At 42.3% G+C, this 15,519-nt stretch carries 14 protein-coding genes and 1 riboswitch; of the genes, 6 read left to right on the forward strand and 8 right to left on the reverse strand.

The window, feature by feature from the left end:
• Window positions 1–2 precede the first annotated feature (2 nt).
• Together qcrA and qcrB are read left to right on the forward strand one after the other, a co-directional pair.
• The gene (qcrA, locus tag B1s21122_RS03675; protein ID WP_095680580.1) at window positions 3–995 is read left to right on the forward strand and encodes a cytochrome bc1 complex Rieske iron-sulfur subunit; all 993 of its coding nucleotides are present in this window, start codon (window positions 3–5) and stop codon (window positions 993–995) included.
• On the forward strand, window positions 992–2,584 hold the full coding sequence (qcrB, locus tag B1s21122_RS03680; protein ID WP_095680579.1) for a cytochrome bc1 complex cytochrome b subunit: 1,593 nt from the start codon (window positions 992–994) through the stop codon (window positions 2,582–2,584). Before qcrA ends, qcrB begins: the two co-directional genes overlap by 4 nt.
• A 9-nt stretch (window positions 2,585–2,593) precedes the next feature.
• Here qcrB and B1s21122_RS03685 read toward each other — a convergent pair whose 3' ends face one another.
• Genes B1s21122_RS03685 through ctaC form a run of 5 tightly spaced genes read right to left on the reverse strand, consistent with a single transcriptional unit; the run spans window position 2,594 to window position 9,264 of the window.
• Entirely contained in the window at window positions 2,594–5,980 is a 3,387-nt protein-coding gene (locus B1s21122_RS03685) for a proline dehydrogenase family protein (protein WP_095680578.1), read from the reverse strand.
• Entirely contained in the window at window positions 5,977–6,435 is a 459-nt protein-coding gene (locus B1s21122_RS03690) for an SRPBCC family protein (RefSeq protein ID WP_095680577.1), read from the reverse strand. The genes B1s21122_RS03685 and B1s21122_RS03690 overlap by 4 nt, the downstream gene beginning before the upstream one ends.
• Before the next feature lie 2 nt (window positions 6,436–6,437).
• Entirely contained in the window at window positions 6,438–6,839 is a 402-nt protein-coding gene (locus B1s21122_RS03695; RefSeq protein ID WP_095680576.1) for a cytochrome c oxidase subunit 4, read from the reverse strand.
• Window positions 6,839–8,500, reverse strand: a complete 1,662-nt coding sequence (ctaD, locus tag B1s21122_RS03700) for an aa3-type cytochrome oxidase subunit I (protein ID WP_095680575.1) — start codon at window positions 8,498–8,500, stop codon at window positions 6,839–6,841. Before ctaD ends, B1s21122_RS03695 begins: the two co-directional genes overlap by 1 nt.
• Window positions 8,497–9,264 carry an aa3-type cytochrome oxidase subunit II gene (gene ctaC / locus B1s21122_RS03705; protein ID WP_095680574.1) on the reverse strand — a complete coding sequence of 256 codons (768 nt, stop codon included), beginning with the start codon at window positions 9,262–9,264 and terminating at the stop codon, window positions 8,497–8,499. The genes ctaD and ctaC overlap by 4 nt, the downstream gene beginning before the upstream one ends.
• Window positions 9,265–9,377: 113 nt before the next feature.
• Between ctaC and B1s21122_RS03710 the strand changes: the two genes are divergently transcribed.
• The gene (locus B1s21122_RS03710) at window positions 9,378–10,376 is read left to right on the forward strand and encodes a cysteine desulfurase (protein WP_095681237.1); all 999 of its coding nucleotides are present in this window, start codon (window positions 9,378–9,380) and stop codon (window positions 10,374–10,376) included.
• On the opposite strand, the gene B1s21122_RS03715 is transcribed toward B1s21122_RS03710, so the two are convergent.
• Together B1s21122_RS03715 and B1s21122_RS03720 are read right to left on the reverse strand one after the other, a co-directional pair.
• Window positions 10,377–11,366, reverse strand: a complete 990-nt coding sequence (locus tag B1s21122_RS03715) for a carbohydrate kinase family protein (RefSeq protein WP_095680573.1) — start codon at window positions 11,364–11,366, stop codon at window positions 10,377–10,379. It lies immediately after the preceding gene.
• A gap of 19 nt (window positions 11,367–11,385) precedes the next feature.
• Window positions 11,386–11,748, reverse strand: a complete 363-nt coding sequence (locus B1s21122_RS03720) for a HesB/IscA family protein (protein WP_095680572.1) — start codon at window positions 11,746–11,748, stop codon at window positions 11,386–11,388.
• Window positions 11,749–11,845: 97 nt separating this feature from the next.
• On the opposite strand from B1s21122_RS03720, the gene nadA reads away from it, so the two are divergent.
• On the forward strand, window positions 11,846–12,988 hold the full coding sequence (gene nadA / locus B1s21122_RS03725) for a quinolinate synthase NadA (RefSeq protein ID WP_095680571.1): 1,143 nt from the start codon (window positions 11,846–11,848) through the stop codon (window positions 12,986–12,988).
• A gap of 4 nt (window positions 12,989–12,992) precedes the next feature.
• A complete protein-coding gene (locus B1s21122_RS03730) occupies window positions 12,993–13,517 on the forward strand; it encodes a DUF3043 domain-containing protein (RefSeq protein ID WP_095680570.1) in 525 nt (174 codons plus the stop codon).
• 3 nt (window positions 13,518–13,520) lie between these two features.
• Here the strand turns inward: B1s21122_RS03730 and B1s21122_RS03735 are convergent, their stop codons facing one another.
• Window positions 13,521–14,522, reverse strand: coding sequence for an aldo/keto reductase family protein (locus B1s21122_RS03735; protein ID WP_095680569.1), 1,002 nt, complete (start codon window positions 14,520–14,522; stop codon window positions 13,521–13,523).
• Window positions 14,523–14,616: 94 nt separating this feature from the next.
• A riboswitch (adenosylcobalamin (AdoCbl) riboswitch) is annotated at window positions 14,617–14,763 on the forward strand.
• Window positions 14,764–14,815: 52 nt separating this feature from the next.
• Between B1s21122_RS03735 and B1s21122_RS03740 the strand changes: the two genes are divergently transcribed.
• Window positions 14,816–15,343 (forward strand): hypothetical protein, encoded by a 528-nt coding sequence (locus B1s21122_RS03740; RefSeq protein WP_095680568.1) that lies wholly within the window; start codon window positions 14,816–14,818, stop codon window positions 15,341–15,343.
• The last annotated feature ends 176 nt before the right edge of the window (window positions 15,344–15,519 follow it).

Consider the following 15,519-nt stretch of genomic DNA (forward strand, 5'->3'; position numbering starts at 1 on the left):
AAATGTCTAAAGAGTTAGAGCCATTAGCAGATCCAGGATTGCCTGAACACATTCATCGCAAAGCTGATACTGATCCAATTGCAGCTAAAAGAGCAGAGCGTCAAGTTGCCGTTTTATTCTCACTTTCAGCCTTTGGCACATTGTTATTTATTTATTCATACTTTTTTATCAAAGAAGATCAATTTATTTTCATTCCAATTATGGGAAGTACTAACGCCCAACAATTAGGTATCGGTATGGGTATGGCGATGAGTCTTTTGTTTATTGGTTTTGGCGCAGTGCATTGGGCAAAAACTTTGATGCCAGATCAAGAAGTAATTGCATACCGTCATGAGATGCGATCTGATGATTCAGATCGTGGTGAATTTGTTAAAGCTGCTAAAGAGGGCGCAGAAATAGCAGGTCTTGGCAGAAGACCATTGATAAAACGAAGCTTGGCTGCAGCCGCTGGCCTTGCTGGCTTACCTGCAATTCTTTTACTTCGAGATTTAGGACCACTGCCAGGAAATGCATTAAATGAAACAAATTGGAAAACTGGTACTCGTTTAGTCACTGATCCAGGTGATCGTCCAATTAAAGCTAGTGATTTAGAAGTAGGCGGTGTTGCTCAAGTAATGCCAGCGCTGCCTACTGGCAAAAAGCGCACCTTGGAAGATATTGCAAAGGATGCTGTGCTTTTAATCAGATTACGTCCTGCTGAGTTTCAATTAGATCCAGAGCGCCTATCTTGGACACATGAAGGCATTATCGCTTTCTCAAAGATCTGCTCACACATGGGTTGCGCAGTCGCTCTTTATGAACAAACAACTAAACATCTACTTTGCCCATGTCATCAATCAACTTTTGATGTGACGCGTGCCGCAAAGGTTATTTTTGGTCCGGCAGCAAGACCTCTGCCACAATTAGCCATTACCGTCGATGCTGACGGTTACTTAATAGCTAAACAACCATTTACTGAAGCAGTTGGACCTAGCTTCTGGGAAAGAAAATCATGAGTGCACGGGAGAGAATTGCTGGCAACGTAGCTAACTACGTTGATGAGCGAACTGGCGCTGCTGCTTGGATGAAGAAAAACCTGCAAAAGGTTTTCCCAGACCACTGGTCATTTATGTTGGGTGAGATTGCCCTTTATTCATTTTTAATTTTATTGCTTTCTGGCACATTCTTAACATTCTGGTTTGATCCATCGATGCGCCATGTGGTATATGAAGGCAGCTATCAACCATTAAAAGATGTTGAAATGAGCGCGGCCTACGCCTCAACTCTTCATATTTCATTTGATGTTCGTGGTGGCTTATTGATGCGCCAAATTCACCACTGGGCAGCGTTGATTTTTATGGCAGCAATTGTGGTTCACCTACTTCGAGTTTTCTTTACTGGTGCTTTCCGCAAGCCACGTGAGTTCAACTGGATTTTAGGAATCGCGCTTCTTACTCTTGGAATTGTTGAAGGCTTCCTTGGTTACTCACTACCTGATGATTTACTCTCTGGAACCGGCATAAGAATTGCACACGCGATTATTCAATCTATTCCAGTAGTTGGTACTTATCTCTCATTCTTCGCCTTTGGTGGGGCATTCCCAGGTGAGGTATTTATCCCTCGAATTTATATTGTGCACGTCTTGCTATTGCCGGGAATCTTCCTTGCATTAATTACTGTGCACTTGATGTTGGTTTGGTACCAGAAGCACACTCAATATCCAGGTCCAGGTAGAACTGAGAAGAATGTTGTTGGTTATCCATTAATGCCTGTTTACATGGCAAAGGCTGGCGGGTTTTTCTTTATCGTATTTGGTATCACCGCATTCCTTGGCGCTGTAGCTTCGATTAACCCAATTTGGCTTTACGGCCCTTATACGCCAGGTCAGATCTCGGCTGGCTCACAACCTGATTGGTATATGGGTTGGCTAGATGGCTTAGTGCGTATGGCTCCCCCTATAGAAACTTATCTATTTGGTTACACAGTCTCATGGAATATTTTGCTTCCTGGATTAATTATTCCTGGAATTATCTTCACCGGTATGGCACTCTACCCATTTATTGAGAGCTGGCTAACTGGTGATAAACGTGAGCACCACCTATTAGATCGTCCACGAAATGTGCCAAACCGCACCGCACTAGGTGTTATGTCATTAACATTTATGTTGGTTGCGTTGATCAATGGTGGAAATGACATTATTGCAACCCACTTTGATTTAACAATCAATCAGATTATGTGGTTCTCACGTATTGGCATCATTGTCCTGCCACCACTTGCCTTCGTAATAACAAAGCGAATCTGTCTATCTTTGCAACGAGCAGATCGTGAATTGGTTCTACATGGAAAAGAAACTGGACGCCTTGTAATGCTGCCGCATGGAGAGTTCATTGAGATTCATGAAGAACTCTCTGATGCCAAGAAGTTCACACTTACTCAACATGAGCAACCAAAGGCGATTGCATTAGTTAAAGAGGATGCTCGTGGCGTTTTAAATCCAAAGGGAATCCGGGCAAAACTACAAGCCCGTTTTAGCGCGGCGCATGCTGAAAATATTGCAAAACCAACTGCTGCTGAAGTTAAAGAACTTGAAAGCGGACATCACTAAATTTAGAAATTAAGAAAGTCCCCTGCAAGCCGGTTTTGGTCCTGCATTAGTATTGCCGTAGCGATGTTGAGTAATGGAAACACTTTGCTCTAAGAACCACCTAGATAATTCAATATCTCCTCTGGATGTAACTGGCCTGCGATCACATGAGATGCCATTCATCATCAACTGATGCACTGGTGGCACTTCAGCTGAAAGCCATCTAACTCGATCAAACTCTTTTGCATGATTGGCAAATTCATCTGCGCTTTCTACGACTAAGTTAGCCAAACCAGGAATTAATGAATCACTGCTCAAGCGGGTAATTACCCCGAGATCCATCTTGAGCCAATTTAGAAAATCTAATTCATCTTTGCTAGTGCCACTTTCAATTCTTACGAGAAAGCCCTTTTTGAATCGGCGATATCTTTGTATGTTTTGTTCAACACTTAGGCCTGAATGATCAATCGCTAATTCTCCTGTTGATTTCAGCCACTTATTCGCTGCCTCTTTCATTGGCAAAAAGTGTTTCATTTGATTCCAGTTACGCAAGGTGGCAACATAATTGGCACCCCCTGCTTTGGCTGTTGCGCCAACTGAGCTTCTCTTCCAACCACCAAATGGTTGCCGGTTCACAATCGCACCGGTTACGCCACGATTAACATATAAATTTCCTGCCTCAACATTTTCAATCCAGTACTCACATTCCTTTGGATCAAGTGACTGAATACCAGCTGTTAAACCGAAGTCGGTTGCATTTTGCCAATTAATTGATGTTTCTAAATCAGGTGAGATCATGATTGCAAGCACTGGACCAAACCATTCATTAAGGTGAGACCAAGAACCAGGTTTAACGCCTGTCTTAACTCCAGGCGACCAAAGCAAGCCTGCTTCATCTAATTGTTTAGGCTCCAGAAGCCACTGCTCACCCTCATCTAGTTGAGTGAGGGCGCGGCGCAGATTACTTTCCGCGCTCTTGATTATTGGTCCGACCATTGTTGAATAGTTATAACCTGGACCTACCTTTAGTGATTTAACCGCATCAATTAACTGCTTTCTAAAGTTTGGATTTTCATAAATGTTTTTATCAACAATTGCTAATGATGCAGCAGAGCACTTCTGTCCAGCATGGCCAAACGCTGATTGCACCAGGTCTTTTACCGCAACATCAATATCACAACATGCAGTTAACACCATGGAGTTTTTACCACTGGTTTCAGCCAATAAATTCAATTCATTCTTCCAGGAGGAGAACAACAAAGCTGTGCTGTAACCACCAGTTAAAATCACTGCATTAACATCCTCATGGGATACCAAAGCTTGTCCAACCTCGTTATCTTCTGTTGAAACAAATTGCAGCACATTTTTTGGTACGCCAGCTTTCCATAATTGATTTACTAGCTGCCAAGAGGTCGCCACTGTTTCAGGTGCTGATTTGAAAATTACAGCGTTACCTGCAGCCAACGCAGCACATATACCACCGGTAGGAATTGCATAAGGAAAATTCCATGGTGGTACTACTAAAACAACTCCAACTGGTGATGATTGTCTTTCTAAATCCAATGAAATAGCAGAAAGTGCGTAGTAATTGGCAAAATCAATTGCTTCTGAAACCTCTGGATCAGCTTCTGAAACTGTTTTGCCAGCATCACGGGACATAATTGCAATTGTTTCTTCTTGTTCATCATGTGCTATCTGGCCAAATTTTTTAAGAATCTCGCCCCGCTTATCTGCACCAATCTGATTCCAATCCTCAACAGATTTTTTGGCTACTTTAACGGCAGAATCAATGTCAATTAATTTAGCAACACTGTATTTATACCAAACCTTGGCATTATCACCAGGATCATTTCCTTCGATCTGAATGCGATCAAAAATCTCTTTCCCATCGATAACCAGCGGCATCTCCTCGATCGGAAGTTTTAATACGGCCGCGATCTCTTTATCTAGTTTGTTGAGGAAATCCAACTTGGTGATATCGGCATTTGGTGCATTTTCGAATTTTTGATCGATCTGAAATTTATGATTTTTATGACGGATGCTTTTAGTTGAAATTTCGTGGCGCTGTGAAGCACTATCAAGAAAGCGATTAGATTGCTCCCTAAATTTCTCTGCGTTAGTGCCAATCTCAAAAGAGGAGCGTAGATAGTTTTCAACCGCTGTATTTTCATCCAATCTTCTAACCAAGTAGGCAACAGCTGAGGCAAAATCATCTGCTCGAGTAACTGGTGCGTAAAGGAGTATTCGCATTGAACGTTTAGCAATCGCTAAAGCTTCCGGATTAGCCATACCCTCTAACATTTCAAGATCCAATTGCTCCATTACATTACGCTTTTTTGCTATCTCAAGTGCGAAGGCAATGTGGAAAAGGTTGTGACTAGCTACGCCAATTCTTACCGCTTTGGCATGCTCTGGACGGAGTGCGGTGTCGAGCAATCTTGAGTAAGAAGCATCAACATCTGCTTTTGATTTATAAGGGGCTGCAACCCAGCCATGTAATTCAGCCTCTGCCTTTTCCATAGCTAAATTTGCACCTTTTACTAATCTTATTTTTATTACTCCACCAGATTGTTTATGGCGTTCTAATGACCATTCAACTAGTTCAGCAAAAACTTCATGTGATTCTGGCAAATATGCTTGCAGTACCAAGCCTGCATAGAGATTCTTAAACTCACCTTCATTTAATACAAGTTTAAAAGCATCAACAGTTAAGCGAAGGTCTCTGAACTCCTCCATATCTAAATTAACAAAGGTATTAGTTGCAATCGATGTGCGATAAATATGGCGAAGCTTCTCACTTACCCGCTCTAATGTGCCTTTGCGGTCCAATGAAATGATTTGACTGGCAACTGAGGAGAGTTTTACTGAAACATAATCAACTTCAGGGCGCTGCATCATCTGCATTACTCGTTCAAATCTCTCATTCGCCTCATCTTCACCTAATACCGCTTCACCTAAAACATTGATATTTAATCTAATTCCTTTTTTCGCACGTTTTTTAATTTGCCTAGAAAGTTTTTTGCTCTCAGCAGGCAAGATTATTCCCTTAGATAAGAGTTTTACTTGGGTGTGGACTGCGAATAAAACCGGTTTTGGAAGCGCTCTCGAGATTGCGGCGATTAGTTTCAAACCAAAAGTGTTAAACAAACCAAACCCAGCAACGGTTGAATCTTTAGCAGCTTTCCTTAAAATTCGAACTGAATCCTTTGCAGAGGTGATTCGCATAACCTCATCAGTTAATGAAACAGTTACTGAGATTGCCTTTGGATCTTTAAATAATCGAGTAAATCGCTTTCTGCTTGCTTTGTCATAACGCTTTAAATTCGGTAGTGATTCAGCAATTAATGCCCGAGCATTTTCAACAGCCGTATCTGCTAATTTATCTATGCCAGGATCTGTTTGGATAATTTGATTCATCCTTGCATTAATCCTTTTAACTTGACCAATGTTTTAGCCATAGCTTTAGGTACCCAAGTGCCTGAATCATCAACCCACCATTTCCAGCGAGCATTACGCCCATCCCAGCTTTCGGTAACCAAAGTTGTGTTGGCATCAATTTCAGTTAATTCATACCGCCAGACATTGTGTAACAAATGCTGCCAAGCAATTACTTTATTTTCTTGAAACTCAATAACTTGGCTTTTTATTACATATGGGATTCCAAGTTTCATTCTCATCCCAAATTTAGCGCCAAGATAGAGTTGGGATGGTCCTGTTATAACTCCCTTAACCATGCCAGAACCATCCATCAGCGAGTGGTTGGTGGGATTTGCAATGAAATCAAAAACCTTTTTTACTGGTGCCTTTATTTCAATTTGGGCTTTAAAGAAAAGCGGAATACCAGTTTCTAGTATTTGCGCTCTTTCTTCCATAATTAGTGTGCAGTATTTGAGGGGCGCTCGTATTGTAAAACTAAGCCAAGAACTGAAATCAATAAACTTCCGACTCCAATTAGTACTAGCCACCATCCGATAATCAGACCTAATCCAAGTGTGCAAGCTGAAAGTGCTACTGGAAGTGGCCACCATGAATGGGGTGAATAAAACCCTAATTCACCAGCAGAATCTGCGATCTCTCCTTGCAGATTATCCTCTGGTAACACGTTTCCTAATCGGCGGGCTGTAAACCAAAGATAAAAACCAATAATTAAAGCTAAGCCACCGCTAAGTGCAATTGCAGTAACTCCTACTGGCTCACCACCTAGCTGCCAATAAATCACAGTCATGATTGCATAAAAGATTGATAAACCAATAAAGAGCAACCAACTGGTTTTCATTAGTGATTTTCTTTCTGAGCCATGTGTGGATAGTGAAGATCAAATGCCGGACGCTCAGATCGAATTCTAGGAATAGATGTGAAGTTATGTCGTGGTGGTGGACAAGAAGTTACCCATTCAAGGGATGAGCCATACCCCCAAGGATCATTACTAGTTACCTTTGGTGAAGTTCTAGATTTCCATACCGCCATAAAGAATGGAATCATTGAAAGTGCTAGCAGGCCAGAACCAACAGTTGAAACCATATTCATAAAGGTAAATCCATCAGAGGCTAAGTAATCTGCATATCTACGTGGGAATCCCTTAATGCCCAACCAATGTTGAATTAAGAATGTTAAGTGGAAGCCGAAGAATAAAGTCCAGAAATGAATCTTTCCAAGGGTTTCATCTAACATCTTGCCAGTCATCTTTGGCCACCAGAAGTAAAACCCAGCAAACATTGAAAACACCACTGTGCCAAACAAAACGTAGTGGAAGTGTGCAACTACGAAGTAGGAGGCAGAAACTGCAAAATCAAGTGGTGGGCTAGCCAAGATAATTCCAGTTAAGCCACCGAAAAGGAATGTAATCAAAAAGCCCATCACAAACAACATTGGTGTTTCAAATGTAACAGAGCCGCGCCACATGGTTCCGATCCAATTAAAGAACTTAACGCCAGTTGGTACGCCAATTAAAAATGTCATAAAGGAGAAGAAGGGCAGTAAGACCTGACCGCTTGCATACATATGGTGAGCCCAAACCGCAACAGATAATGCTGCGATTGCAATCGTTGCTGCAATTAATCCCTTGTAACCAAAGATTGGTTTACGGCTAAATACCGGCAAAATTTCTGTTGCGATTCCAAAGAATGGCAGCGCCAAGATATAAACCTCTGGGTGGCCAAAGAACCAGAAAAGATGTTGCCACAACATCGCACCACCATTTGCTGGATCAAAAATATGAGAACCAAATAATCGATCAGATTCAAGAGCTAGAAAAGCTGCTGCAAGAGGTGGGAATGCAATTAAAACTAATATCGAAGTAAGCAGTACGTTCCAAGAAAAGATCGACATTCTAAACATCGTCATACCTGGGGCTCGCATGGTCAAAATAGTGGTTACAAAGTTAACGCCGCCAAGGATTGTGCCAAGACCACCAATTGCAAGTCCTACCAACCAAAGATCAGCGCCAATTCCAGGTGAGTACTGTGCATTAGATAATGGCGCGTAAGCAGTCCAACCAAATGATGCTGCGCCCCCTGGTGTAATGAATCCAATGAATGCCATGGTGCCACCAAATAAATACAACCAATAAGAGAGCATGTTTAATCTTGGGAAGGCAACATCTGCTGCGCCAATTTGCAAAGGCATAATTACATTTGCAAAACCAACAAATAATGGGGTCGCAAACATCAACAACATGATGGTTCCGTGCATTGTGAAGATTTGGTTGTACTGCTCGTTACTTAAAAATTGCATTCCTGGACGGGCAAGCTCGCCTCGAAGGAGCAGGGCTAAAAGTCCGCCTATTAAAAACCATGCAAAAGATGTAATCAAATAAAGGTAGCCGATTGTCTTGTGATCTGTTGAGGTTAACCACTTAACTAATAATCTGCCCTTCGAAGTTGGCGCGGGCGCTGAAGGCGAAGATGAAATTACTGGTCGTTGGGCGTAAGTGGTCATGCGGTTGCTGCTTTCTCTTCGGCGACTAGATCATCAAGATATTTTTGATACTCACTTGGTGTTACAACTTTTACCGTAAATAGCATCTGAGCGTGGTTTCGTCCGCAAAGAATGTTGCATCTTCCAGGGTATGTACCTAACTTGTTAGCAGTGAACTCAAGTTGATTGGTTACTCCTGGCAGATTTTGCATTTGGATCATAAAAGCTGGGATCCAAAAACCATGGACCACATCATTTGCATCCAAGGTAAATCTAACCTTCTCCCCCTGCGGCAGAACTAAGGTCGGCGGTTGCGCTGGAGTACCTGTAACAATGGCGCTCTTAAAGTCGCCAGCATCCTTGTACTTAAACTGCCATGACCACTGAAATCCAACCACATCAATGAAGTGTGAAACTTGCGCGTCTGGAGAAATCTTCACAATCTTTGATTCTCGTTGGACTGTGAAATAGAAAAGAACTGCAACGATGATGAAAGGAATTACGGTGTATGCAACCTCGACTGGAATGTTGTACTGAGTTTGATTTGGAAAGCTTTCATCTTTTTTACGATGGAAAATTGCTGGCCATAAAATTAAAATTAGAGTGAATACGCCAACTACACCTGCTGCAATCCAGGCGCCTTGCCAAAGAGATAATGAAGCATCATTAACGCTTGTAATTCCCTCTTCAAACCCAAGTCCAGGCACATCTTCTTTCGCGCAACCTGCCAATAATGGGCTTAATGCCAGCAAAGGAATCAGAGATTTTCGGTAAGGCATACGCATAGGCTTAAGGATAACCTTCTGCCATAGCAATGTCGCATGCAGGCAGTTGGGGGTAGAAGGTGGTTCGCATCACAGCCGATTTTCAGCAGGAAAGAGTGCTACACCCTGCAGCAATGGCCTTGTTAAATCAGTTCTTTTCTAAAGGATGGGCTGACCCAAATAAGTTAAACAACAATTCAAGGCAAACAGCAATTTTGCTCCAACAGGTTCGAGAAAAATTTGCTGAGCTGCTAAAAGTTCGCCCCGATGAGTTGGAATTTTTAGGTGAGAGTGATCTGGGTTTTCAATTAGGAATTTCTGGATTGTTAAAAGCTGAAAGTGAATTATTTTATTCAAGTATTGATCGCCAACGTGTTTTTGCTGTTGCATCTAATGAAGAAAACAAAGGTAGGCAGGTTACTTGTCTACCAGTTGATAACAATGGCCAGATAGGTGCTTTTTCAGCAACAGCTAAGGATGTAGTTGTTTGGCAAGTGGCCAATGGTGAAAGTGGAAATATTCAAACAAAGCCTGCTACTGACGGCGCGATATTTGCTGACTGCACTGCAAGTGGTATCGATTTACTACCTACTTTTGATTATCAAACCGCGCTATTTGATAGTGCTAGCTGGCAAGGACCTGCTGGCTTTGGCATATTAGTTATTAAACAGGCAAAAGATTGGCGAAATCCTCTGCCACATAATGACCACACCAGAGTGCCTGGTGGTTTTTCAATTCCACTTGCGATCGCAAGCTCAGTTGCTTTAGAAGCTTATTTAGCAGATAGTGATATCAGGGCTAATTTAAAAGAGCAGATAATTAACTTTATTAAATCTGAAATTTCTGATGTAGATATTGCTTCTTCCCTTAATGGATTATCAAAGTTTTTATCATTTTCCGTCTCTGGCGTAGAAGCTGATCGCTTATTACTAAGCCTTGAAGATTTAGGATTCGCCGTGGACTCTGGTTCGGCATGTAAGTCAGCAGATATGCAGCCAAGTCATGTGTTGGCAGCCATGGGCAGACCAATCGCTGGAAATATCCGATTAACGCTTCATAAAGATATTACCGAGCAAATGGTGAGAGAGTTTTGCCAATCATTAAAGAGTTGTGTTGAAAAATTGCGGAAGTAACTAACCAGCTAATCGCACATTTAGATGAGGCCTAACCTCATCAGCTGCAGCCTTTCCATAAGCAATTTCAAATCTACTTAGGAATTCATCCTTAGTGAATCGATACTCCTGTGTGCCAGTTGTCTCTATACAGTAGGTAGCGAGCAATGAGCCAAGTTGGCCACATCTTTCATGACCTAATCCCCAAGAAAGCCCGGCGATAAATCCAGATCTGAAATTATCTCCAACGCCAGTTGGATCCAACTTCTCTTTTTCTTTTGGCACTCCCACATAAATTGTTTCCTTGCCATGCTCTTCTATCTGCGCACCTTTTGAACCAAGTGTTACAACACGAACCTGCACACGATCAAATAATTGGCGGTCAGTCCAGCCAGTTTTTTGAATTGCTAGTGCTAACTCATACTCATTTAAGAACAAATATTTAGCACCTTCAATTAACTGCGCAATCTCCTTGCCATCCATTCTTGCCATTTGCTGTGATGGATCTGCAGCAACTGGAATCTTTAAAGCTCTCGCCATCTCTGAGTAGCGCATCATTGCTTCAGGATCATCTGGTGAAATAACTAGGAGATCAAATTTTCCAGTCTTTGCCATTATTGGTTCTAACTCAATATTTCGCGCTTCACTCATTGCCCCTGGAAAAAATGATGCAATTTGATTTAACTCAGTATCAGTAGTCACCATAAATGTTGCGGTGTGAAGTTTGTCTGATACTAAAACATGTGAGGTATCAACGCCATGGCGCTTTAGCCAAGCTTCATAATCAACCCAGTCACGTCCAACCGCTGCAATTAGAACTGGATCTAAACCAAGGGCGCCCATTCCAAAAGAAATATTTGCACCACACCCACCACGTCTGATTTCAAGAGTATCAACTAAGAATGAGAGTGAAACTTTGGCTAATGAGCCAGCCACAAGTGAATCGGTGAACTTGCCACCAAAACTCATGATGTGGTCGCCACCGACTGAGCCGGCAACTGCCACCTTCATATTGTTTATTTAACTTAGATTAGTTAAATGAATCGCCGCAAGCACAAGAGCCTTGGGCATTTGGATTATCAATTGTGAAGCCTTGCTTCTCAATTGTGTCTACAAAATCAATTGTTGCACCCATTAAATATGGCGTACTCATTTTGTCAGTTACAACCTTAACTTTTTCGGCACCAAACTCAGTAATGGTGTCACCATCAAGGGCTCGATCATCAAAATAAAGTTGGTAGCGAAGTCCAGAGCAACCACCAGGTTGAACTGCAACGCGAAGACTTAAATCATCTCGGCCTTCTTGTTTTAGCAGTGATGAAACCTTTTGTGCTGCAACATCAGATAGTGCAATGCCAGCAGATGTTGTCGTTGTTGTTGTCTCTGTGCTCATACTCACCTACTCTCCAATACCTAACTTAGGCTCATAGGCTACTAGTTCTAGCCAAGGATTTCTGCACCAAAACCTGTGAGCGTTTACACTTGCCCACATGGGAACAAGTGATCTGCTGCTACTTGGCAGTGAATCTGATCTAAATAGCGAGCGGGGCGTCTCATGCGATGGCCAACTGCCTGCTGCAAGTGATCCGCAATTAGTAGATCGAGCCCAAGTGGCCCGAAAAGCTTTAGGCGCTAAAGCGATGGTGCTGGGCCATCATTACCAGCGAGATGAAGTAATTGCTTTTGCTGATATTAGAGGTGATTCATTTAAATTAGCGCAAGCAGCAGCTGAAAACTCTGCGGCTGAATTTATTTTCTTCTGTGGTGTTCACTTTATGGCAGAAAGCGCCGATATTTTAACTACCAAAAATCAAAAAGTTATTTTGCCTGATCTTGCTGCCGGCTGTTCCATGGCAGATATGGCAACTGCATCTCAAGTGGCTGATTGCTGGCAGGTTTTAGAAAAACTAGGTGTGGCAAAGAAAACTATTCCTATTACTTATATGAACTCATCAGCTGCAATTAAAGCCTTCACCGGCAAAAATCATGGAGCGGTATGCACCTCTTCAAATGCTGCCAGAGCGATGAAGTGGGCATTTGAAAAGGGTGAAAAAATATTGTTTTTGCCAGATCAACATTTAGGAAGAAACACCGCTGTTTTATCTTTAGGTCTCACACTTGCCGATTGCGTTATCTACAACCCATGGAAACCAAATGGTGGCCTAACTGATGATGCGATCAAGAATGCGAAGGTAATTCTTTGGCGGGGTCACTGCTCAGTACATGGCAGATTTACCGTTGGAAATATTGAAGATGTTCGAGTGAAGTTGCCCGGCGTTAAGGTATTAGTTCATCCGGAGTGCCAACATGATGTGGTTTCAAATGCTGATGTGGTTGGTAGTACGGAGATGATAATCAAAACAGTTTCCCAATCCCCGGCTGGCGCTAAATGGGCGATTGGAACTGAATTAAATTTGGTCCAGCGCCTTGCCAATGAGAATCCCGATAAGCAGATAGTTTTCTTAGATAAAGCTGTGTGTTATTGCTCCACAATGAATCGAATTGACCTACCCCACCTTGTTTGGGCGATGGAATCTTTAGTTAGTGGTCGGTTAATCAACCAAATCAAGGTTGAAGATGAGGTGGCAAAGTATGCCAAAGTTGCATTAGACCAAATGTTGGCCCTACCTTAATCTCATGAGCGAAAAAAAAGGCAAGCCAACTCCAAAGCGTAAAGAGAGTGAAGCGAAATCAAAGCTTTCACCACTTTCACCTAATGCCAGCAAAGCAACGAAAAAAGTATTGAAAGAGCAAACCCGCCAACGTCGCCTGGAAGCAAGAGCGGCTTACATGCGCGGAGAAGAAAGCGCGCTGCCAATCAGAGATCGCGGTGAGGCAAGAAGATTTGTTAGAAATTATGTTGATGAGCGAAAATCAGTTACCGAATATTTCTTAATTATCATCATGGTGGTATTAATTTTGACCATCATTCCAATCCCAGCAGTTCAACTAGCTGCGGTTGCAGTCATGTACTCATCCATGATCTTTATAACCCTGGATGGAATTTTGTTATCCAGACGTATTAAGAAAATGGTTAAAGAGAAGTTTCCAAGTGAGCCGACAAGAGGTATTGGAATGTATGGCTGGATGCGGGCTACTCAACTACGTAGATTACGAGCACCAGCGCCGCAGGTTTTAATCAATAAGCGAAAAGGTAAGTAGAGACTAAGCCCTTGGTTTTGGGCTAACCGTCTTACTCGGATCGGTAGTAACAACACCAGTTAATACGCCATCAATCTCATCCATTATTGATTTATCTAATTTAACGCCAGATGCCTTCACATTCTCTTTAATTTGAGAAGGTTTAGTTGCTCCAATAATCGCACTAGATACATTTGGATTTTGAAGAACCCAAGCAATTGCAAGTTGAGCTGGACTTAAATCAACCTTAGCTGCGATTGGAATTAACTTTTGCACCTTCTCTAAAATCTCATCCTTCATAAAGCCGGAGATCATATTTGCGCCACTTTTTTTATCAGTCGCACGAGATCCAGCTGGAGCTTTCTTACCTGGTAGATATTTTCCAGTTAATACGCCTTGGGCAATTGGCGACCAAACAATTTGGCCAATCCCCTCTTTTTCAGAAAGTGGCACAACAGCAGATTCAATAACCCGCCACAGCATTGAGTACTGAGGTTGGCTAGAGATAAATCGGTAGTAACCCTTTTGATCTTGAATCTTTAGCGCTGCTGCTATTTGCTCAGCATTCCATTCAGAAAAACCAATGTATAAAACCTTGCCGCTTCGAATTAAATCATCAAAGGCTCCAAGAGTTTCCTCAAGTGGTGTTTCGTAATCAAATCGATGTGCTTGGTATAGATCCACATAATCAGTCTTTAAACGTTTTAATGAAGCATTGCAAGATTCCATGATGTGTTTGCGAGATAACCCGCGATCATTTTTTCCAGTACCAGTTGGCCAATAAACCTTGGTGAACAACTCATATGACTCTCGCTTAACGCCTTTAAGTGCCTTACCCATGACCGATTCAGCACGAGTACCGGCATAAACATCAGCAGTATCTAAAGTTGTTATCCCAAGATCTAATGCAGCTCGCACACATTTAACCGCTGCTTGCTCCTCTACTTGGGAACCATGAGTAATCCAGTTTCCGTAAGTAATCTCTGAGACATACATTCCAGTACTGCCAAGGCGTCTATATTCCATATTCCAACAATAACTCGATCAGGGCACGCCTGCAATGTGCGTGGTGATTTGCTATTGACCCCATTTGCCAGCAAAATCCGCCTACAACTTAATAAAGGAATGCAAGAAGAGTGTGACTGGGGGAAGTCGGTGTAAATCCGACGCTGTCCCGCAACCGTGAGAAAGATTTCTTTTCAAGTCGGATTACCCAACACATTTTATTTAGTTACCACCCGTCGAGGATTGCGGGGCGGGAATTCTCATTTAGATGAGTTTTTTCGCTTACGTGAAACTCTCTACTTGAGAGGCATTACATGTTCAGTAAGTACTTTACGGCAGGAAAGAAATTCATACCTGCAATCGCAGTTCTAGCACTGGTAATCGGTGGCATCACCTTTTATTCAGCGCAAACCACAAAAAATTGTGTAAATGTTGTAATTGATTATGGCGTTTTAGATCCGCAAAATGAGCCATATGAGAAATGTCTAGCCACCGATAATGAAATCACAGCGCTAGAACTCATGAAAAGTGCAAACTTTAAATTAGAGGGCACTGATAAATATGGCGATGCAATTGTTTGCAGATTAAACAACCTGCCTAACGCTAATGAACCGATAGGTATTAAGGGTCATGAGGATTACATTGAAAGTTGCAAAGATATGCCAGCTGAGTTTGCCTATTGGGCGGTCTTAGAAAAACGCAAGCAACCACTGCCAAATCCGGCCGATCTAAATGCCAAGTGGGCATGGGCTCAGGTAGGTGTGGCGGAGTTGGCATTAAACCCTGGTGATTCACTCGCCTTTGTTTTTGCCGATAATGGTAATGTTAAGTTTCCTGAGTAGGAGTAATAATGTTATCTAGCCATCAAGTGCCTGTGATTGTGTCGGTAAAGAAAACCACCGCCACTAAATCACTGTTTGCAAAAATCTTGGGACTCTGCGCTCACATCGGAATTCTCTACATCGGCACAACTATCGCTGAGTACGCCTGGCGTCTATGGGGTGCTTGCTAAAAAGCC

It is taken from the genome of Candidatus Nanopelagicus limnes (genome assembly GCF_002287885.2).
Taxonomy (GTDB): domain Bacteria; phylum Actinomycetota; class Actinomycetes; order Nanopelagicales; family Nanopelagicaceae; genus Nanopelagicus; species Nanopelagicus limnae.